Origin of the sequence: Flavobacterium sp. MK4S-17, from assembly GCF_009848495.1 — a bacterium.
Lineage (GTDB): Bacteria > Bacteroidota > Bacteroidia > Flavobacteriales > Flavobacteriaceae > Flavobacterium.
The window spans coordinates 55,076-73,348 of the sequence record NZ_WWEP01000003.1; the positions used below are offsets into that span (position 1 = coordinate 55,076).

An 18,273-nucleotide genomic window follows, 5' to 3' on the forward strand; every position below is an offset into this window, starting at 1 on the left:
TAGTCAAATATTATAAAGTTTGGGTATATCTTGCAGGAAGTTCAATATCAAAAGAAAAGTTATTTAATGGTTGTTTGGCATTTTTAATACGTGCATTTCCTGATTTTAATGATACTTCTATCCAGTCTCTGTAGCTGCTTTGTGCAAAAGGCTTACCTGTAAACATATACACTTTAGGACTGTCCAGTATGCCTTGAAGTACATTTGTTTCCTCCTCGGTTAAGAGTTCTGCTATTATTTTCATAGTGTCCTGGCTTTCCTTGCCTATTTGTATTGCCCTGCTGAAAGTATCTTCAAGGTTTGCATTGTCCCTGCTTAGCTCTCCCAACTGTTTAGCGCTCCTGTCAATGGTATATGTGTTTTCAAAAAGCCAGTAATTATAGCAGCCATACCTGTTAAGCCATTTAAGATATATGCCGCATTGGTATGGAATTTTTTCCAGTAACAGGAATTTGTCATTTTCACCTTCCTCTCCTGAATTTATAATACTAAGTTTATTATATCCTTCCACTAAAGGTAAAAGGTCTTCCAAACTCTCATCTGTCCTGCCGTCAGAAAGATAAATGCGGCTTACATTACCGGGCAGTACAAAAGTTTGGCTTAACGCATTGGTATTATTTTTTATCGTTAAGCTGTTATTGTTGCTATACACAGGAATATCAAAAGGATATCCCTGCCAGTATTTTAAATAATAATGATTGGCAGTATACTTTTCAAATGGTGTAAGCAGGTAGGTTCCATTAACAGCGAAGTAATTATAATCAGCAAGCTGTTCGGCACCTGCCAGCCATTTCATGGTAAAGCTTTGCTCTTCATATTCGGTTTCCGAAAACCATATTTTAAAACCTACATCAGTAATAAGCAATGTACCTGGTGTAGCATCATATATAAAACTTTGCGGATGGGGTGTTTGCAGGTTGGTATGCAAAACATCTTCAAAGTTCCGGGTATTTATACAGGCTGAAACATAATCTTTAAAGTTTATAAAAAATTTTCCGGTTGGAGCAGGGTAAAGGCGCAGGGAAAATTCCTGCCCCTGAAATGAAACATCGCAATATGCCGGTGTGTTTTCCGATGTGCTGTAAAACTCTGCCACATCATTATTATAAGCCATCCTGAGTTTGCCGGTATCTAAAGGCCTGGTAAATGTTATCATGCTGCAATCTTTTTTAAATAGTCAATTATTTCAAAAGAAATATTAAAAAGTACTTCGTCTCCGGCCCTGTCGGCTATTAGCTGGAGCCTTTCAGGCGTTATAACTGCTGTAATAATGCTTTCGCCGCTATTATCTTTGGGCTTCCAGCCCTCCATTCCTATTTTTCTTGCAATAAGGTAAGCAAGGCTGCCAATGCTTATTTTTTTGGCAGCCTGGGCTGCAATACCCTTGTTTAAAACCCATTCTTCTATTGCGGCAGAGGGGGGCTGCTTTCCGGGTTCACGGCCGTATATATAATTAGCGGCCGTAAGTTGCGCTTTAGTGCCTGATACAGATGCTTCAACAGTTTGCGGCCAGTCTGAGGGGTTTGCTGCCTCATTATATTTTGCAATGAGTTCCTGTTTTAAATTTTCAAATTCAACTGTTAAAATACTTTTGATACTCTCAACCATGGCATACAGGTATATTAACTTTATAAGAACACAGTAAACCGTCCATATTGGCATCAAGCGCGTCGGTTACATCTATATTATTCCATTCGTTAATGGTAATCCCCAAGCATGCCAGGCTGTTGCCTAACTCATTAAAAGTAATGAGCAGGGGTTCAATGTTTGTGGTATACTTTGAGGTTTCTTCAGTTCCTGCTTCTTTAAAATAGTGCTGGTCAAAATCACTATGCTTTACCAAAAAAAATTTACCTTCATAATTTACAGCTGTTATTTTTGTGCCGCTATTGTTATACTCGCTTTTGCGGTTGGTATATTCATGAAGCAGGTACACCTTGTTTTCTTCGGCAGAACCATCTAACAGGTTAAGTGCTGCTTTTTTACCATAATGGTACTCCAACTGCTTTTGTGCTGCCAGGTCTTCCAGTATTCTTACAATATCTCTCATAATGATTCCTAAGCAAATATCTTGATGCTATTTCTTATGGAGCTTTTGATACTCCATTTCAACATCGTTTTGTGCTTTTAGCTGCGCTAGCAAGCTGAATATTTCACCGTAGGGTTTTCTGCCCAAATCAAACGGATACTGGCCTGTAAGCTTTGCCAATTGTAATAGCGGTAGTGTATCGCCATAAGGCTTAAGTTTATCGGCACCGGCCATTTTCCATAAATGTTCATCTGTCCCGGTGGCACTAAATACTTTGGCTTCCGTTTTAAGTATGCGTTCAAACTCATTTAAAATAAACTTCCTTGCGGCAAAGTATTCCTTAACACGTGCTTTCCAAAACGCAGCTTCGGGAATATCATAACAAATAATAAAAAGCTCTGCTATCCCTTCCCAACCTGTAATTTTAGGCAGCAGCCTTATACAGTATTTAACATTGGCATAAGGCATTACATTTATATTCATTTGTTTGCCGCTAAAGCTGTTCTTTGGATTAAGGTGTTCCAGTACAGCGTCATACATGAGTGGATTTTCCAGCCTTGTATATTGTTTCAGTGTTATGTTTCTCATACTTAACCTATGCGTATTTTTGCGTTATACGTTTTTCTTAATGCAAACCAGTAACGCATCATAATGCTGTCCCACTCATCGGGGCTGCGGCCAATATGTTCTTTTACCTTTTCTTTGGGTATAATGCCCTGCCTGCCATCTTTATCTATATCCCGCAGTTTAACCTGTTCCATCTCTTCTGTTGTGGACTGTAATACATTATCATTATCGCAAATTTCTCCGGCCAGGCGGTTTACAATCATTTCGGCCATTTTTATTGAGCACTGGCTTTTAAGATTGTCATAATTTGGCTTTATGTATATGTTGCCTTCCCTCATTTCCAGAGGCGATGAATTGTTTACAAAGCCTTTGCATTTTAAAAAATCTACAACACCACCACCTACACCGTCTTCATCAGCAATAACATTAGTGAGCGCTATGCCGAATTTTAACTGTAAATTTTGTGCATGGTTTACCACCTCATCCAGCCCTGATTTTGCAATTTCACTCCTGTAAATACACAGCCACCCGTGCCACACGCGTAAAACTGTTTTATCCCTCCCCTTACGGGCCACATCAATTGTAAGGTATTTTACACCCTCAGGCTTTAAATGTTTCGGATTAAAATAATCGGCAATACTGTCATGGTCTATCAGCGCGGCCGGGTCATCGTCATACTCCCAGTTGCCAAAATACAGCCTTTCCCGGCTGTTCCTGTCCAGCCTTAGCAAAGACTGCAAATAGCCCGGGTGCAGGTGCGGGTTGTCTGTAGGCAGGCTTTGGATGAACTTCCTGTAGCGCGGCAGTTTTGCTTCCCTAAATGGCTTATAAAACTGTTTATAAGCCCAGTTTTTAGAGGGGTTACAACTGCCAAGCATTTTGGGTATCAGCGAATATTCTGCAAGCTTATAGCGTATGCGGCTCTTTACAATTTGCCATGCATGGTAGCTTACCTGGTTACATTCGTCAACAAATGCTCCTGTAATTTCAAGGGAGCCGAGGCTGTCAAAGTTAGGGTCTGACGGATAATGGAACAGGTCTTTTAATAATATTTCACTTCCGTTATTCCATCGGATGCTGTTTTCCTGTACTTTATAATGAAATTGCCGTGTTAATTGCAGTGCTGATGCCAGTTCAAAGAACGTATTTAATGTTGTTTCCTTTAAGTTTTTTAGTTTTGAGCGGCCCAGCAGCCAGCGTGTTCCGGGGTATTTCTGGCACATTTCCATAAGCCAGAGGCACCCCAAGGCACTTTTGCCCCCACCGGCTGCACCGCCGTATAAAACTTCTTCTGTTATGGTGTCCTTAAGGAAAAAAATGGCGTGCTCCTGCTTAATCAAAAGTTTCATTAGCCTCCGGATTTATGCCTGAGCCCAAATTAAGCAGCACATCTTTATGCTGCTCTTCGTTTTCTTCATATTTATCGCTCCATTGCTGCGGATTACGGTTTTTCAGCCAAAACTGCTGGCTCCTGAAATCGGCAGGCACATGTTTCTCCACTTCTACAATTTCTATACGCTCTTTTTCAACACGTTTCCCGTTATCATCATAATAAACCTCTTTGCACTTTATAGCCTGTTTCAGGGTAATAACCCTGTCCAGCGCGGCCTGATATAATGAGGCGGCTACTTCCATATCGGCTGCTTTTTTGCCTTTTATTACAGATTGCGCAAAGTCAGTATGCGATTTTTTCCAGCGGTTAAGTGTGTCCCGGCTAATACCAAAAAAAGAAGCAAGGTCACTATCAGTGGCTCCCAGCAGGCAAAGCTTGTAAGCCTGTGCAGGATATTCATTACGGTAAAGCGGGGGGCGGCCTGCTTTATTTTTTCTGGTTGCCTTATCAGCTATAGGTTTTAAAAGGGCTCCCGCACTTGCTGAGCCTTTTTTCATATAAAGTTTTTTAGCAAATATTGTAGTAGTAGTATTTTATACCCTTACAATGTTATCTATAATTACATTGTTGTATGTGCCTTTTGATCCCGATATGTGGAAATCAAGTTCAGCAACATCGCCGGGAAGTATGTCTTCCAGCAGTTCAATTTTAGTGCCCAATGCCGACGGGTATATAACCCTGCCTGTTTCCTGCTCGAAATGCAGCTGCTGCACTGCCGTGCCCAGTTTGGTTGTTTTTATTTCGCCTACAGCAGTTACAATACCTTTTATTTTAAATTGCATAGCTTTTATGTTTATAGGTTATTTACGGCCGGCTCGGCTGGCTTTACCTTTGCGTTTTGAAAACAAAGCCTATTGGCTATATGATTAAAATCAAGGCTTCCTGCTTCTTTTTTGGTAAGCTTGGTATAAACTACCGCGGGTGCCAGGTTAGCGAGAGCATGAAAAAAATCGGCTGCATTCGCATTGTTCTCCAGTTCGGCCATGCTTATATAATTCTCGCAGTCTTCTTCAAATAGTTCCTGTAGCTGGCCCAGTATCTTTAGTGTGTACTCCTCCTGTTTAGATTCCATATTGTATCGGTTTAATAGTTTGTAACTGGCTCAACTGCCTGTGCTACCAGATTGTTGTACTGAATGCCGCTGTTCTTGGATATTTTTCCCTCAAGTGTTACGGTAACTTCTATTTCATCATTTTCTTTAAAGGCGTCCAAGTCAGCCATGCGCCTTCCTCGAAATTCAACAAATGCTTTTTGCCTGAAGCCCGGCAGCAGGGTTACCACCTTTTTTTCGTGCCCGGCCGTGTTCCTGTACTCAATGCTTTCAATGTTTCCTGTAATTTTCATAGGTATAATTATTAAAGTTAAAAATGGTTACTGTGTTATATTTTTAATAAAATTTTTAAGCTGGCTTAATTCATAGCCTGCACACGCTTTTAGCTGTTTCAACAACTGCCTTTTTTCCTGAAGAAGGGAATGCAGAAAAAGCTGTAGGGAATCAACATCATTTTTTCTCTGAGCTTCACTGCCAAAAATTTTATAAAATGGCAGCTGCTTTACTGCTTCAATTTCTTTTTGGCATTCCTTAATTTTAAGATCGGTTAAGGTTAATTGATGTAAAATTTTCTTCATCATTCTGTTATTTTAAACCTGTTATCACTATTAAAATGCGCTATTACACTTTTTTCCAGTTTGCTGTATTTATAATTAATTCTCGAAATTTTATTGTGAAATACATTTGCAGGTTTCACTCCTTCAGTATGTAGTTCGTTATATAATTTTTTAAGTGCAGCAATAAGTATTTTTTTATTCGACCTGATATTTGTGGCATTTTCCACTTCTTTAGTTGCTCTATAGGATGATAAAAAATGGTTATAAGCTGATTTTATTATTTCTAATTCATTTATTTGGTGCAATATTTTGCTTTTATCAGCCATTTATAATATCTTTGTTAGCAACAGGACAAAATTAAGTGTAATATTTAACATTTCAAAATATATAAATGTTAAATTTTACACTATTGATACTGATGGTTGTATAGTTATTCTTAAAGTGTTGATTTATGGAGGGTTTTGAAATTAAACAGCGTAGGGAGCAGATGGGCCTTACACAAAAAGAATTGGCAGATTTAATTGGTTGCAGCAGGGAAACTATAATTAATTATGAAAAGGGCAGACCTATTCCAAAGTCAAAAAGTGAAATATTGCACAAGGTGTTAGAGCCTGGTAGCGTATATAACAGGATTGTAAGGAATGAATTAATTGTTACAAATGGTGAAGAAGACTTTGAAAATAAAAATGGCAACAAATTTATTGAACTTCCCAATGGGCAATATTATATGCTTATGCCTTTAGCCGAATTTAAAATACAGGCAGGTTTTTTAAGCAATTATCAGGATGCAGATTTTTTAATGGATTTAAGCCAGCATGGTATCCTTGTAGATAAGCCTTTGCAGGGCAGGTATGTGGCCTTTAGGGTAAATGGCGACAGCATGGACGATGGCAGCAGCAATGCCATAACCCGAAACAGTATTGTTTCTACCAGGGAGTTGCAGCGCCACCATTGGCAGGACAAGCTGCGCTACCGTGATTTTCCTTATTGGGTTATTTATACCACGCAAAGTAAAATGCCTTTGCTCAAGGAAATTATTGAACATAATACTGACGAAGGCTATATTATATGCCATTCGCTTAATGACAGCCCGGAGTTTACCGATTTTAAATTAAATCTTAATGATATACAGGCTTTATTTTATGTTATAGATGTTAGCCGTTCAGTTAGCAAAAAAATAAGCTATTAATTAAAAATAAAACAGTCAACATCTGCTATTTTAAGTAATAGGTGAATCTGTTATAAAGCTGATTTACCTATTGCTTTAAAAAAATGATTACATTCGCAAATTGATTTTTTGAACACGATAATAATGAGTAAGAAATTTACTGAATATAAGGGGCTTGACCTGGCTAATGTAGCTGCTGAAGTCCTTGATTTCTGGAAAAAAGAGAATGTTTTTGAAAAGAGTGTAACTACCCGCCAGGGGAAACCACAATATGTGTTTTTTGAAGGCCCGCCAAGTGCAAACGGCCTGCCGGGCATTCACCATGTTATGGCGCGCGCCATTAAAGATATTTTTTGCAGGTACCAAACCCAAAAAGGATATCAGGTAAAAAGAAAAGCCGGCTGGGACACACATGGTCTGCCTGTTGAACTGGGCACAGAGAAAGAGCTTGGTATAACCAAAGAAGATATAGGTAAAAAAATAACTATTGAAGAGTATAACGAAGCCTGCAAACGCACGGTAATGCGTTATACTGATGTTTGGAACGACCTAACTGAAAAAATGGGTTACTGGGTTGATATGGATGATCCGTATGTAACCTACAAGCCAAAGTATATGGAAACCGTTTGGTGGCTGCTTAAACAGATTTATGATAAAGGGCTGCTGTATAAAGGTTATACCATACAGCCCTACTCACCAAAGGCGGGTACAGGGTTAAGTTCGCACGAGGTAAACCAGCCGGGTGCATACCGGGATGTTACAGATACTACCATAGTAGCGCAGTTTAAAGCGATTAATAAAGGAATAAATACAGTATACAAAGCTTTTGTCTTACCAGAATCAGATATGCTCGGAGATGAATTCTATTTTCTAGCATGGACCACAACTCCTTGGACGCTACCAAGCAATACTGCACTTACCGTGGGCCGCAGTATAAAATATGTATTAGTTAAAACTTATAATCAATATACTTTCGAGCCGATTAATGTAATATTGGCTGAAAATCTTGTAGATAAGCAGTTTAATGGAAAATATTCTAAAGTCTATGATATTGAAGAATGGTCAAAGTTTACTAAAAAGGATAAAACAATTCCATATTTAGTATTTGCAACTTGTATAGGAAGTAGTCTATTAGATATAAAATACGAACAATTGCTGCCTTATGCTTTGCCTTACCAAAATCCTGAAAATGCATTTCGCGTTATAGCGGGTGATTTTGTAACTACTGAGGATGGTACAGGTATAGTGCATACCGCACCAACTTTTGGCGCGGATGATGCCAAGGCAGCAAAAGAAGCCAAACCGGAAGTACCACCTATGTTAGTACTTGATGAAAACGGGAACCCTGTGCCGCTTGTAGATATGCAGGGACGTTTTATACAGGGGCTTGGTGAACTTAGTGGTAAATATGTTAAGAATGAGTACTACGATAAAGGTGAAGCTCCGGAAAAATCAGTTGATGTTGAAATAGCCATTATGCTGAAAGAGCAGAATAAAGCCTTTAAAGTAGAAAAATATGTGCACAGTTACCCTCATTCCTGGAGGACGGATGAGCCATTGCTTTACTATCCGCTGGATAGCTGGTTTATAAAAATGACCGATGTTAAGGAAAGAATGTTTGAACTTAACGAAACCATAAACTGGAAACCAAAAGCAACCGGAGAGGGACGTTTTGGCAACTGGTTAAAAAATGCTAACGACTGGAACCTTTCACGTTCACGTTACTGGGGTATTCCGCTTCCGATATGGAGGACGGAAGATAAAACCGAGGAGATGATTGTTGGTTCTGTTGAGGAGCTTTATAATGCAGTAGAAAAAGCCCTAGCAGCAGGTTTTATGGATGAAAATCCGTTTAAAGGTTTTGAGCCCGGCAATATGAGCGAGGAAAACTATAATAAAGTTGACCTTCATAAAAATGTTGTTGACAAAATAATACTGGCTTCACCATCAGGTAAAGCTATGAAACGTGAGGCAGACCTTATTGATGTTTGGTTTGACAGTGGCGCCATGCCGTATGCGCAATGGCATTACCCTTTTGAAAATAAAGAGCTTATTGACAACAATACAGCTTTCCCTGCCGATTTCATTGCAGAAGGTGTTGACCAGACAAGGGGCTGGTTTTATACCCTGCATGCCATTGCTACCCTGGTTTTTGATAAAGTTGCTTATAAAAATGTGGTGAGCAACGGCCTTGTGCTGGATAAAAACGGTCACAAAATGAGTAAAAGGCTTGGTAATGCTGTTGACCCTTTTACAACACTAGCCGAATATGGGCCGGATGCTACACGCTGGTACATGATAAGCAATGCCAACCCATGGGATAACTTAAAGTTTGATATTGAGGGTGTGGCAGAAGTGCGAAGGAAGTTTTTCGGTACGCTTTACAATACTTACTCCTTTTTTGCACTGTATGCCAATATTGATAATTTTACTTACGCCGAACCTGAAATACCAATTGAGGAGAGGCCTGAAATTGACCGATGGATATTAAGCGAACTTAACACGCTTGTTAAGGATGTAGATAGTTTTTATGCCGATTATGAGCCTACCAAGGCTGCAAGGGCAATATCTGACTTTGTTCAGGAAAACCTTAGTAACTGGTATGTAAGGCTGTGCCGCCGCCGTTTTTGGAAAGGCGAGTATGCACAGGATAAAATAGCTGCTTATCAAACATTATATACATGCCTTGTAACTGTAGCTAAGCTAAGTGCGCCTATAGCTCCGTTCTTTATGGACAGGCTTTATAAAGATTTAACACAAGCTTCACAGTCTGAAAAATGGGAAAGCGTACATTTGGCCGACTTTCCTGCCTATGCTGATAACTTTGTTGATAAATCGCTTGAAAGCAGGATGCAAAAGGCGCAAACCATTTCATCGCTGGTACTTTCATTAAGGAAAAAGGAGATGATAAAAGTTCGCCAGCCGTTGCAAAGGGTAATGATTCCGGTGCTTGACGCGAAACAGAAAGCTGAAATTGAGGCGGTTGCCGAACTCATAAAAGCTGAGGTAAATGTAAAGGAGATTGAATTGATGGACGATGCTTCAGGTGTTCTTGTAAAGCAGATAAAACCTAACTTTAAAGTGTTAGGGCCAAGGTTTGGTAAGGATATGGGGCTGGTTTCCAAAGAAATACAAAATTTTTCACAGGAACAGATAGCAGAAATTGAGCGAAACGGCAGTATTGATGTTGTTATTTCAGGAAAAAGTGTTAATTTAACAACTGAAGATGTAGAGATTTCTTCGCAGGATATAGAAGGCTGGCTGGTGGCAAACTCTAACGGGATAACCGTAGCACTGGATATAACTTTGACAGATGAGCTGAGGAATGAAGGTATAGCCAGGGAGCTTGTTAACAGGATACAAAACCTTAGAAAGGATTCAGGCTTTGAGGTAACCGACAGGATTAAAGTTTACCTAAAGCAAAATGACGCCCTTGAGGGTGCTGTAAAAGCGAATGATGCATATATTAAGTCTGAAACGCTTACAGATGAGCTGATTTTTAAAGAAGAAGTTGAAAACGGAACAGAAATAGAATTTGATGATGTAAAAACCTTAGTATTAATTTCAAAATAGTTTGAAAAATGGTAGATGAGCAAATAAGATACTCTGATGCTGACCTTGCAGAGTTTAAGGAACTGATTACAAAAAAAATTGAAAAAGCCAAAGCTGACTTAGAATTGATAAGGAGCGCTTATATGAATGACCTTAATAATGGAACGGATGATACATCACCTACATTTAAGGCGTTTGAAGAAGGAAGCGAAACAATGTCTAAAGAAGCAAACTCGCAATTAGCCATCCGCCAGGAAAAGTTTATACGAGACCTTAAAAATGCATTGATAAGGATTGAAAATAAAACTTACGGTATTTGTAAGGTAACAGGAAAACTTATAAGCAAGGAAAGGCTTAAGCTTGTACCGCATGCTACTATGAGTATCGAAGCTAAAAATATGCAGCGATAATAAAAGCCACCATATGGTGGCTTTTATTTTTGTTGGATATCAGAGTACATTGGGAATGATAAAGCCTAATTTTTTACCAAAATAGAATTGGTTTAATGTATTTGCCTTATTTTTGTCGATAAAAATTTATAATGTCTTTAAAGAAAGCCTATATTATTGTAATCCTGGTATTGCTGGCAGATCAAATTTCCAAGATATATATTAAAACAAACTTCAGGCTTGAAGAATATATAAAGGTTTTTGGGCTGGACTGGTTCAGGATACATTTTATAGAAAATGAGGGCATGGCATGGGGAGCGCAAATACCCGGTTCCTATGGAAAGCTGATACTTACATTATTTCGAATTGTGGCAGTGGCAGGTATAGCCTATTGGCTGCATGACTCTGTTAAGAAAAAATATTCTAATTATCTTATTGTATCGGTAGCACTAATACTTGCCGGAGCATTTGGGAATATTATTGATTCGGTGTTTTATGGTGTTATATTCGACCAAAGTACTACCTCACACGTAGCAACACTATTTGCAGAAGAACCTTACGGGAAACTGTTTTACGGGAAAGTGGTAGATATGTTTTATTTCCCGTTATGGAGGGGGAATCTTCCTTCCTGGCTGCCGGTATGGGGCGGTAAGGAATTTTCTTTTTTTAATGCAATTTTTAATGTAGCAGATGCTGCAATATCAATAGGGGTGGCAATACTTATTGTTTTTAATAAAAAGGCTTTCGCTAAAAATTAAAAAGTATAAATTTTCTCGGGAGTTACACAATAGTCCAAGGGCATATCTGTAGCATTAACCTCTATTGGGTCATTTTCAGCCTCAAAAAAGCTTAATCCTACTTTTAGTGTGTCTTTAGTACATTCAGCCAGAAAACGGTCGTAAAAGCCTTTGCCGTAGCCGGTGCGGTTACCTTTAGTATCAAAAGCAAGTACCGGTACAAAAACAACCTCGATTTTTTTTACAGGCACTTCAATACCATCAATTGGTTCCGGTATCCCGTATTTATTATTTTTCAGCCGTGTATTATCTGTAAGCAGGTAATGGCGCATTGTATAATCCTTAAAATCAGACCGGGATATTATAATTTCTTTATCCTTTCCTGCCAGTATGTGTAAAACATATTCGGTATTAATTTCTTTTTGGTCAACAATACTAAGAAATAAGTGGTAATAAGTTTTATCCCAAATTTTAAGCTCAAGCATCCTGTTGGCTATTGCCATGCTCTTGCTTTCTATTTCTTCATTAGAAAAGCCCTGCCTTAATGTTTTATATTTTATTCGTAGTTCAGCTTTTGTCATATAGAAATTACTTTGACACCTCCAGCACAACATTTAATGTGCCATGGTTTTTATTGTCGGTAATTTCCATAAAGGCTTTTTTGGTAAGGTCTATATCACGCCCACGGGTAAAAGGGCCGCGGTCGTTTATGGTAACTATTACCGATTTATTATTTGCTTTATTGGTAACCCTTACTTTAGTGCCGAAAGGGAGCTTTTTGTGGGCGGCTGTATATTTACTGTTGCTAAACCTTTCTCCGCTGGCTGTTTTACGGCCATTGAATTTATTGGCATAGTAACATGCCACAGCTTTGTTGTCATAGGAAGAAAAAGAACCCGAAACAACTTTTTTTGAAGAAGAGCAGCTTATAAAAAATACTGAAATAAATAATAAAAATGCAATGCGTTTATCCATTATTATACTTTCTCAATAATTTCTATCTTAACCTTAAATGTGCCATGGTTTTTGCTGGAAGCAATTTCCATAAAAGCCTTTTTGGTAAGGTCTATCTCAAGTTTTTTACTAAAAGGCCCTCTGTCATTCACTTTAACATCAACAAATTTCCCGTTAGACTCATTGGTTACACGCACCATGGTTCCAAAAGGCAGTTTCATGTGTGCTGCCGTATATTTAGAGTTATGAAACCGTTCGCCGCTACTGGTTTTTCTCCCATTGAATTTATCTGCATAGTAGGTAGCCAGTACATTTTGTTTGTATAGCGTTAGCTTAGGCTCGGCAGGCAGGCTTTCAGTAATAACTTTTGCCGCAGGCATAGCTATTTTACCTGCAACTAAAGGTTTTCTTTCTGTAAAACCGGATGTTATAAATAAGGTGGTAGCAATGCTGAATAGTAAAATGTATTTTCTCATGACCGGAAAAATTTTGTTGCATAGCATCAAATAATGTGCCAGCAAATTAGCCAATCCATTGGTTCCAAGGTATCCTGCTTAATAATAAAATTAACCCTATTAAATATAGCCAGCCTATTTTTTTAAATTTTGAAGCATCTTCTGCAGTCCTTTTGTGCTTAGACCATCCTATGGTTATTAAAACAACAGCTATTAAATTAATAACAGGATGCTCTACTATTAGCTGCCTTAATTCTGCGTTTTTCATAAGCCCGCCCATTCCCAAAGCTTTAGCTGCATCCAGTTTTGGCGTAACAAATAATAAAACAATACCTAAAAGGAACTGTATATGTGTAAATGTAAGCGCAATTAAAGCTATCTGCCTGTCTTTTTTAAGGAAAGGCCGCTTAGCAGCAAGCCCGGCAAATGAATTTAAAATAGCAATTAAAAGCAGGCCTAATGCTGCATAGGCAATATAAGAGTGAACGTCAAGAACTGATGTGTACATAGGATAGTTTGTTTTTGATTTGAACAAATATAACAAATAACGATTTATGATAAGGCAAAAAAATACCCCGGCCTGTATGGACGGGGCATTAAATGGATATATATTATTTTACCTTTTGCTTAAAAACTGTTTTAAAAGAAATTGGGTAGAACTATCGTGTTGTTTTATATTTCCGGTATGTATTTCATCTAATATGGAGTTAGCCAGTTGTTTTCCAAGCTCTACGCCCCACTGGTCATAACTGAAAATATTCCAGATTACACCCTGAACAAAAATTTTATGCTCATACAATGCTATCAGTGCCCCAAGGGTTTCAGGGGTTAGTTTATCAATCAGCAATGTGTTAGTTGGTTTGTTACCCCTAAACACTTTAAACGGCAGCAGGAACGAAGCTTTTTCCGAAGAAACTCCTTGTTTTTCAAACTCGGCCTTAACCTGTTCTTCTGTTTTTCCGTTCAGCAGTGCTTCTGTTTGTGCAAAAAAGTTAGACATTAATTTATCATGGTGGTCCTGGTTGCCATATAACGGCTTTATAAAGCCAATAAAATCTGTTGGTATAAGTTTGGTTCCCTGATGTATCAATTGGAAAAACGCATGTTGCGAATTAGTTCCCGGCTCGCCCCAAATAATAGTACCTGTCTGGTAATTTACCGGGTTTCCATCACGGCCTACGCTTTTACCGTTACTTTCCATTATTCCCTGCTGAAGATACGGAGCCAGTTTTTGAAGGTACTGTGTGTAAGGAATAAGCGCTTCGCTTTCTGCGCCAAAAAAGTTATTGTACCATATGCTAAGCAGTGCAAGTACAATAGGTATATTTTTATCATGCGGTGCTGTGCGGAAATGTTCGTCCATTTCATGTGCACCGTTCAGTAATTTATCAAAATTATCAAACCCAACTGAAAGAGCTATGGAAAGGCCAACGGCGCTCCATAGGGAAAAACGCCCCCCAACCCAGTCCCACATAGGGAATATGTTATTTTCATTAATGCCAAAGCCTGTTACTTTTTGTATGTTGGTAGAAACCGCAACAAAGTGCCTGGAAACATCTTCTGGGGAAGCTGATTTAAGAAACCATTCCTTTGCAGTTTCTGCGTTAGATAAGGTTTCCTGTGTGGTAAATGTTTTGGAAACGATTACAAATAAAGTGGTTTCAGGATTTAAGCCCTTAAGGCTCTCCATTACATGGTCGCCATCAACATTGGATATAAAACGCACTTCCAGGTGATTGCTGTAGTAAGCCAGTGCTTCCACTACCATATTTGGCCCAAGGTCAGAACCACCTATACCAATGTTAACCACATGGGTAAACGGTTTTCCGGTATAACCTTTTCGTTCACCATTTATAACTTCATCTGTAAACTGTTTAATTTTGTTTTTAACAGCATATACTTCCGGCATTACATTTTGTCCGTCAACCTTAATGTCTGAATTTTCAGGCGCTCTCAAAGCAGTGTGTAAAACGGCCCTGTTTTCTGTGCGGTTTATAGTTTCGCCTTTAAAATAACTATCTATTGCACCTGCCAGGTTAACTTCTTTAGCCAGGTCCTGTAACAGGTTTAATGTTTTTTGGTTTACAATGTTTTTAGAGTAGTCAACTAAAAAATTATTCCACCTGATGTGGAATTTTTCTGTCCTGCCATTATCGGCAGCAAACATATCCTGCATGGAAGCATATTGCATTTCGTTAAAATGCTCCCTTAAATCCTGCCAGGCGGCAGTACCGGAGGGGTTAATGTTTTCGAGTGCCATAGTTTATTTAAATGTGATGTTAGAGATGCTGTCCAGTTCTTTTTTAAGAGGTGCCATTTGTGCCATAAACCTCGGTTTATATTTTGACTCCATAGGCTGCGAGCTTGGCAGTTTTTGTTTTAACGCGTCAACCTGCACGCCGTTTTTCCAAAAACGGTAACATACATGCGGCCCTGTGGCAAGCCCGGTACTCCCCACAAGCCCTATTACATCGCCCTGTTGCACGCGCTGCCCCGTGCGTACCTTTATTTTTGACATGTGAAGGTATTGGGTAGAGTAGGTACTGTTGTGCTTTACTTTTACATAGTTGCCATTACCTGCGGTATAACCTGCGCGTTCAACAACCCCATTGGCGGTTGTCATTATAGGGGTACCTGTTGGTGCTGCATAATCAGTACCGTTATGCGCCTTCCAGCGTTTTTGCACCGGGTGGAAACGCCTTGGTGAAAACCTTGAGCTTATACGGCTGAATTTAAGCGGGGCTTTAAGGAACATGCTTTTAAGCACTTTTCCTTCCTCGTCATAATAGTCAAACCGCTTTGAATTTTCGTCCTGTTTAAAAGGGAAAGCATATTTTTTATCTCCCTTGGTTTCAAAGTAGGCGGCTTCAATACTCTCCAGTCCGCCATATATACTATCGCTTATAAAACGCTCGTTTATAGTAACGGCAAATTTATCACCTTTTTGCAGTTTAAAGAAGTCGATAGACCAGGCATAAATTTCTGAAAGTTCATGGGTAAGGGCAGGGCTGGCGCCGGCTTTGTTTATGGTTTCCGCAAGCGAGCCATCAATTTCGGCAGCAATTGTCCTGCGTTTTATGGTTATAGGACGTGTTTTTTTATATGCCCTGGCAATAGAGTCACGTAAATCTACCACATAATAACTTAGCCTGTCAGGCTGATATATAAATACCTGAAGGCTGTCAGGGTGCTGTTTGTTTTTAAGAAGGGTATAGGGTTTGCCTATGCGGATATCCCTAAGATTAAAACTGTCGCGAATAGCCTGGGTAATATTATGAACCTGGGTAACATCAAAACCCTGGCTTTGCAAAATACCGCCAAAAGTGTCTCCGCTTTTTATAGTGTCATTTACAACCTTAAAATTATTCAGTACAAAGCCAAACTCCTTAATTACTTTTTCCTTTTTAGCTACAGGGGCTGTACTTTCTTTTTCCTCGTCTTTATTACAGGCAAATAATGTTAATAATAGTAGTATGAATGTGATATATCTCAATTTCGGCTTTTTATTCAGTTATACATTTTCTCCCCAGTTGCGCAGCTCCTCATCCGTCCATAATTCCGGGAAAAATATCCTACGCTGGTATTTAGGGTGCATGTATTTCTTCCAGTCGCTGCCTCCTGTGGCTTCCTGGGGACCCATTGAGCTTTCAATATACTTTTTGGCGGTATTATAATGGCCCATTACCCATGTTACATTAACGGTGTAATCATAATGCCGCATAGCATCCACAAGTTTCTTGTTATTTCTGCTCTCATCAGGCAGCTGAAGAAATTTCCTCCAGATGTTAATTGTGTTATATTCCTCCATATAACGCAAAAACTCCTGTTTATATTTTTTTTCGAACTGCTGTATAAGGTAAGTTTTTTTACCGGTATGATAATCTTTCCCGGCAGCCTGCCAGTACAAGTGCTCTAAAGCATGTTCATAGGGTGTGTTCCTGTCTATAGTAGTCCTGTAACGGTAATCTATAAGGTTTATAAGGTCGGTACTGGCAAATTCAATAAGGCGGTATTGCGCACTTTGAAAACCACTGGCCGGGGTGAGCGTATTGCGGAATTTTAAATATTGCTCCACCTCCATACCCTCTCCCATAATGGTGAATGATGAGGTTAGCATATCAAAGTAACGGCTTATTCGCCTTAACTTTTCTGTAAAGAAATCGGTTGAAGGGGCTTCGGTATGGCAAAGCTGCTCAACTTCCCAAAGTACCATTTTAAACAAAAGCTCATTAACTTGGTGATACATTATAAACACCATTTCATCGGGCAGTGTGGTGCGTTGTATCTGCAGGTTCAGTAATGCATCGGTATTTATATAATCCCAGTATGTTATTGGTTTAGACCATAAAAGGCCTTCAAGATGTGTTTCGGTTTTTTGGTCTATATCCCTGAATTTCTCGTCCAGTTGATCGAGCTTATCCATAATGGGCTGGGTTATTTCCATGTTTGTTTGTGTTTGCTGCTTAATTTATTTTGTTTAGCGGATGGCTTAGCCCTTTATACTCATCAAGGTCAGCTTTTAAAGATCCTACAGCAAGGCTGGCTTTTATCCGCAGGGGTATTTTATTTTCATCATCAGATATCCAAACGGTAAGGCTTTCTTCTTCTTTAAACACGCGCCCTGCCTGTACATAAGGCCTGAATATCATTGCACGCATAGTGCCAAATTTTGTTTTAAGGTTTTCCCTGCCTATAAACTTAAGTTTAAATTTAGTTACTTCATCATCAAAAAACATATCCACGTTTATAGATTCGCCCACTTCAAGCTTATCTACCTTGGGGTGGTTCCTTAAATAATAAAAGGTTGATACTATATCCTGCACATCTCCCGGTACGGTAAATGTTTTTTTGGTATTTTTTTTATAATCATTAACCGTAACTGTATTATTGCTGCGGTTAAAAAAGCCTTCCTGGTTTTTGGTGTAACCACCCTCGTTAATTTTCCTGACAAACTGGTAAGGCTTAACCGAGGCTTTGTCAAAATAGCTTTCATAAAGGTCTTCTACCTTAAAAAAGAATTTTGTCATCCCTGTAGTATAGCCTTTGCCCACTACATGGTGCACTCTTTTACCATTTTTTACGGCGTCTTTTACCTCAAGTGTAGCATACCCCGCATTTACAATTCCGTAATGTATCCTGAATTTAAAATATTCACCCGTGCTGAAAGCGTCCTGCGAAAATGCACTGCACGCTGTAAACAGCAAAATAATTGCCATTAATCTTCTCATAAAACTTGTTTTTGGTGTTATACAACGGTAAAATGCAATTTCTGTTCCAAAAATAATAAACAAAAAAACCCAGTCAAAATTAATGACCGGGTTTTTATGCTATTAACCAACCAAAAAACTATAAATTATGAAAAAACTTTTGCAAAAAACGTAATGTGTAATCCATCTCCTTTTTTGCGAGTGCAAAGGTATT

General features: G+C 38.9%; 23 protein-coding genes. 4 read left to right on the plus strand and 19 right to left on the minus strand.

All coding sequences use genetic code 11. The annotated features are described in order from the left end of the window. Positions 1–10: 10 nt before the first annotated feature. The 11 genes from GSF09_RS01955 to GSF09_RS02005 are packed head-to-tail and all read right to left on the minus strand — an operon-like array spanning position 11 to position 5,923. A complete protein-coding gene (locus GSF09_RS01955) occupies positions 11–1,156 on the minus strand; it encodes a hypothetical protein (protein WP_159799250.1) in 1,146 nt (381 codons plus the stop codon). Beyond that, the gene (locus GSF09_RS01960; RefSeq protein WP_159799251.1) at positions 1,153–1,608 is read right to left on the minus strand and encodes a hypothetical protein; all 456 of its coding nucleotides are present in this window, start codon (positions 1,606–1,608) and stop codon (positions 1,153–1,155) included. Before GSF09_RS01960 ends, GSF09_RS01955 begins: the two co-directional genes overlap by 4 nt. Next, positions 1,601–2,050, minus strand: coding sequence for a hypothetical protein (locus GSF09_RS01965; RefSeq protein WP_159799252.1), 450 nt, complete (start codon positions 2,048–2,050; stop codon positions 1,601–1,603). The genes GSF09_RS01960 and GSF09_RS01965 overlap by 8 nt, the downstream gene beginning before the upstream one ends. Before the next feature lie 27 nt (positions 2,051–2,077). Then, positions 2,078–2,617 (minus strand): hypothetical protein, encoded by a 540-nt coding sequence (locus GSF09_RS01970; RefSeq protein ID WP_159799253.1) that lies wholly within the window; start codon positions 2,615–2,617, stop codon positions 2,078–2,080. A 2-nt stretch (positions 2,618–2,619) separates the two neighbouring features. Further along, positions 2,620–3,945, minus strand: a complete 1,326-nt coding sequence (locus GSF09_RS01975) for a phage terminase large subunit (RefSeq protein ID WP_159799254.1) — start codon at positions 3,943–3,945, stop codon at positions 2,620–2,622. After that, a complete protein-coding gene (locus tag GSF09_RS01980) occupies positions 3,929–4,486 on the minus strand; it encodes a hypothetical protein (protein ID WP_159799255.1) in 558 nt (185 codons plus the stop codon). Before GSF09_RS01980 ends, GSF09_RS01975 begins: the two co-directional genes overlap by 17 nt. Positions 4,487–4,522: 36 nt before the next feature. After that, complete coding sequence (locus GSF09_RS01985; RefSeq protein WP_159799256.1) at positions 4,523–4,771, minus strand: hypothetical protein; 249 nt, start codon at positions 4,769–4,771, stop codon at positions 4,523–4,525. A gap of 11 nt (positions 4,772–4,782) precedes the next feature. Continuing rightward, entirely contained in the window at positions 4,783–5,061 is a 279-nt protein-coding gene (locus GSF09_RS01990; protein ID WP_159799257.1) for a hypothetical protein, read from the minus strand. Positions 5,062–5,072: 11 nt separating this feature from the next. Then, positions 5,073–5,333 carry a DUF3127 domain-containing protein gene (locus GSF09_RS01995; protein WP_159799258.1) on the minus strand — a complete coding sequence of 87 codons (261 nt, stop codon included), beginning with the start codon at positions 5,331–5,333 and terminating at the stop codon, positions 5,073–5,075. Between the two features lie 27 nt (positions 5,334–5,360). Next, positions 5,361–5,618, minus strand: a complete 258-nt coding sequence (locus tag GSF09_RS02000) for a hypothetical protein (RefSeq protein WP_159799259.1) — start codon at positions 5,616–5,618, stop codon at positions 5,361–5,363. Continuing rightward, positions 5,618–5,923, minus strand: a complete 306-nt coding sequence (locus GSF09_RS02005; protein WP_159799260.1) for a hypothetical protein — start codon at positions 5,921–5,923, stop codon at positions 5,618–5,620. Before GSF09_RS02005 ends, GSF09_RS02000 begins: the two co-directional genes overlap by 1 nt. A gap of 125 nt (positions 5,924–6,048) precedes the next feature. Between GSF09_RS02005 and GSF09_RS02010 the strand changes: the two genes are divergently transcribed. The 4 genes from GSF09_RS02010 (at position 6,049) to GSF09_RS02025 (ending at position 11,464) form a co-directional block, all read left to right on the plus strand. Then, positions 6,049–6,786, plus strand: coding sequence for a helix-turn-helix transcriptional regulator (locus tag GSF09_RS02010; protein ID WP_159799261.1), 738 nt, complete (start codon positions 6,049–6,051; stop codon positions 6,784–6,786). Between the two features lie 123 nt (positions 6,787–6,909). After that, the gene (gene ileS, locus GSF09_RS02015; protein ID WP_159799262.1) at positions 6,910–10,338 is read left to right on the plus strand and encodes an isoleucine--tRNA ligase; all 3,429 of its coding nucleotides are present in this window, start codon (positions 6,910–6,912) and stop codon (positions 10,336–10,338) included. An 8-nt stretch (positions 10,339–10,346) separates the two neighbouring features. Next, positions 10,347–10,727: a TraR/DksA C4-type zinc finger protein gene (locus GSF09_RS02020; RefSeq protein ID WP_159799263.1), complete on the plus strand. Its 381-nt coding sequence runs from the start codon at positions 10,347–10,349 to the stop codon at positions 10,725–10,727. 131 nt (positions 10,728–10,858) lie between these two features. Further along, complete coding sequence (locus GSF09_RS02025) at positions 10,859–11,464, plus strand: lipoprotein signal peptidase (RefSeq protein WP_159799264.1); 606 nt, start codon at positions 10,859–10,861, stop codon at positions 11,462–11,464. On the opposite strand, the gene GSF09_RS02030 is transcribed toward GSF09_RS02025, so the two are convergent. The 8 genes from GSF09_RS02030 to GSF09_RS02065 all read right to left on the minus strand — a co-directional run bounded on the left by GSF09_RS02030 (position 11,461) and on the right by GSF09_RS02065 (position 18,080). After that, positions 11,461–12,024: a 5-formyltetrahydrofolate cyclo-ligase gene (locus GSF09_RS02030; protein WP_159799265.1), complete on the minus strand. Its 564-nt coding sequence runs from the start codon at positions 12,022–12,024 to the stop codon at positions 11,461–11,463. The two genes, GSF09_RS02025 and GSF09_RS02030, sit on opposite strands and share 4 nt — an antisense overlap. Before the next feature lie 7 nt (positions 12,025–12,031). Beyond that, positions 12,032–12,418, minus strand: a complete 387-nt coding sequence (locus tag GSF09_RS02035; protein ID WP_159799266.1) for a septal ring lytic transglycosylase RlpA family protein — start codon at positions 12,416–12,418, stop codon at positions 12,032–12,034. 2 nt (positions 12,419–12,420) lie between these two features. Next, the gene (locus GSF09_RS02040; protein ID WP_236564838.1) at positions 12,421–12,777 is read right to left on the minus strand and encodes a septal ring lytic transglycosylase RlpA family protein; all 357 of its coding nucleotides are present in this window, start codon (positions 12,775–12,777) and stop codon (positions 12,421–12,423) included. 142 nt (positions 12,778–12,919) lie between these two features. Further along, entirely contained in the window at positions 12,920–13,360 is a 441-nt protein-coding gene (locus tag GSF09_RS02045) for a hypothetical protein (protein ID WP_159799268.1), read from the minus strand. 108 nt (positions 13,361–13,468) lie between these two features. Then, a complete protein-coding gene (pgi, locus tag GSF09_RS02050; protein ID WP_159799269.1) occupies positions 13,469–15,112 on the minus strand; it encodes a glucose-6-phosphate isomerase in 1,644 nt (547 codons plus the stop codon). 3 nt (positions 15,113–15,115) lie between these two features. After that, on the minus strand, positions 15,116–16,345 hold the full coding sequence (locus tag GSF09_RS02055) for a peptidoglycan DD-metalloendopeptidase family protein (protein ID WP_159799270.1): 1,230 nt from the start codon (positions 16,343–16,345) through the stop codon (positions 15,116–15,118). An 18-nt stretch (positions 16,346–16,363) separates the two neighbouring features. Then, entirely contained in the window at positions 16,364–17,296 is a 933-nt protein-coding gene (locus tag GSF09_RS02060) for a tryptophan 2,3-dioxygenase family protein (RefSeq protein WP_201309314.1), read from the minus strand. Positions 17,297–17,315: 19 nt separating this feature from the next. Beyond that, positions 17,316–18,080: a DUF3108 domain-containing protein gene (locus tag GSF09_RS02065; RefSeq protein WP_159799271.1), complete on the minus strand. Its 765-nt coding sequence runs from the start codon at positions 18,078–18,080 to the stop codon at positions 17,316–17,318. Positions 18,081–18,273: the final 193 nt, after the last annotated feature.

Coding starts and splice junctions, on each gene's coding strand:
- GSF09_RS01955 (WP_159799250.1), bottom strand. CDS start 1,156: ATGATAACATTTACCAGGCCTTTAGATACCGGCAAACTCAGGATGGCT.
- GSF09_RS01960 (WP_159799251.1), bottom strand. CDS start 1,608: ATGGTTGAGAGTATCAAAAGTATTTTAACAGTTGAATTTGAAAATTTA.
- GSF09_RS01965 (WP_159799252.1), bottom strand. CDS start 2,050: ATGAGAGATATTGTAAGAATACTGGAAGACCTGGCAGCACAAAAGCAG.
- GSF09_RS01970 (WP_159799253.1), bottom strand. CDS start 2,617: ATGAGAAACATAACACTGAAACAATATACAAGGCTGGAAAATCCACTC.
- GSF09_RS01975 (WP_159799254.1), bottom strand. CDS start 3,945: ATGAAACTTTTGATTAAGCAGGAGCACGCCATTTTTTTCCTTAAGGAC.
- GSF09_RS01980 (WP_159799255.1), bottom strand. CDS start 4,486: ATGAAAAAAGGCTCAGCAAGTGCGGGAGCCCTTTTAAAACCTATAGCT.
- GSF09_RS01985 (WP_159799256.1), bottom strand. CDS start 4,771: ATGCAATTTAAAATAAAAGGTATTGTAACTGCTGTAGGCGAAATAAAA.
- GSF09_RS01990 (WP_159799257.1), bottom strand. CDS start 5,061: ATGGAATCTAAACAGGAGGAGTACACACTAAAGATACTGGGCCAGCTA.
- GSF09_RS01995 (WP_159799258.1), bottom strand. CDS start 5,333: ATGAAAATTACAGGAAACATTGAAAGCATTGAGTACAGGAACACGGCC.
- GSF09_RS02000 (WP_159799259.1), bottom strand. CDS start 5,618: ATGAAGAAAATTTTACATCAATTAACCTTAACCGATCTTAAAATTAAG.
- GSF09_RS02005 (WP_159799260.1), bottom strand. CDS start 5,923: ATGGCTGATAAAAGCAAAATATTGCACCAAATAAATGAATTAGAAATA.
- GSF09_RS02010 (WP_159799261.1), top strand. CDS start 6,049: ATGGAGGGTTTTGAAATTAAACAGCGTAGGGAGCAGATGGGCCTTACA.
- ileS (WP_159799262.1), top strand. CDS start 6,910: ATGAGTAAGAAATTTACTGAATATAAGGGGCTTGACCTGGCTAATGTA.
- GSF09_RS02020 (WP_159799263.1), top strand. CDS start 10,347: ATGGTAGATGAGCAAATAAGATACTCTGATGCTGACCTTGCAGAGTTT.
- GSF09_RS02025 (WP_159799264.1), top strand. CDS start 10,859: ATGTCTTTAAAGAAAGCCTATATTATTGTAATCCTGGTATTGCTGGCA.
- GSF09_RS02030 (WP_159799265.1), bottom strand. CDS start 12,024: ATGACAAAAGCTGAACTACGAATAAAATATAAAACATTAAGGCAGGGC.
- GSF09_RS02035 (WP_159799266.1), bottom strand. CDS start 12,418: ATGGATAAACGCATTGCATTTTTATTATTTATTTCAGTATTTTTTATA.
- GSF09_RS02040 (WP_236564838.1), bottom strand. CDS start 12,777: ATGCCTGCGGCAAAAGTTATTACTGAAAGCCTGCCTGCCGAGCCTAAG.
- GSF09_RS02045 (WP_159799268.1), bottom strand. CDS start 13,360: ATGTACACATCAGTTCTTGACGTTCACTCTTATATTGCCTATGCAGCA.
- pgi (WP_159799269.1), bottom strand. CDS start 15,112: ATGGCACTCGAAAACATTAACCCCTCCGGTACTGCCGCCTGGCAGGAT.
- GSF09_RS02060 (WP_201309314.1), bottom strand. CDS start 17,296: ATGGAAATAACCCAGCCCATTATGGATAAGCTCGATCAACTGGACGAG.
- GSF09_RS02065 (WP_159799271.1), bottom strand. CDS start 18,080: ATGAGAAGATTAATGGCAATTATTTTGCTGTTTACAGCGTGCAGTGCA.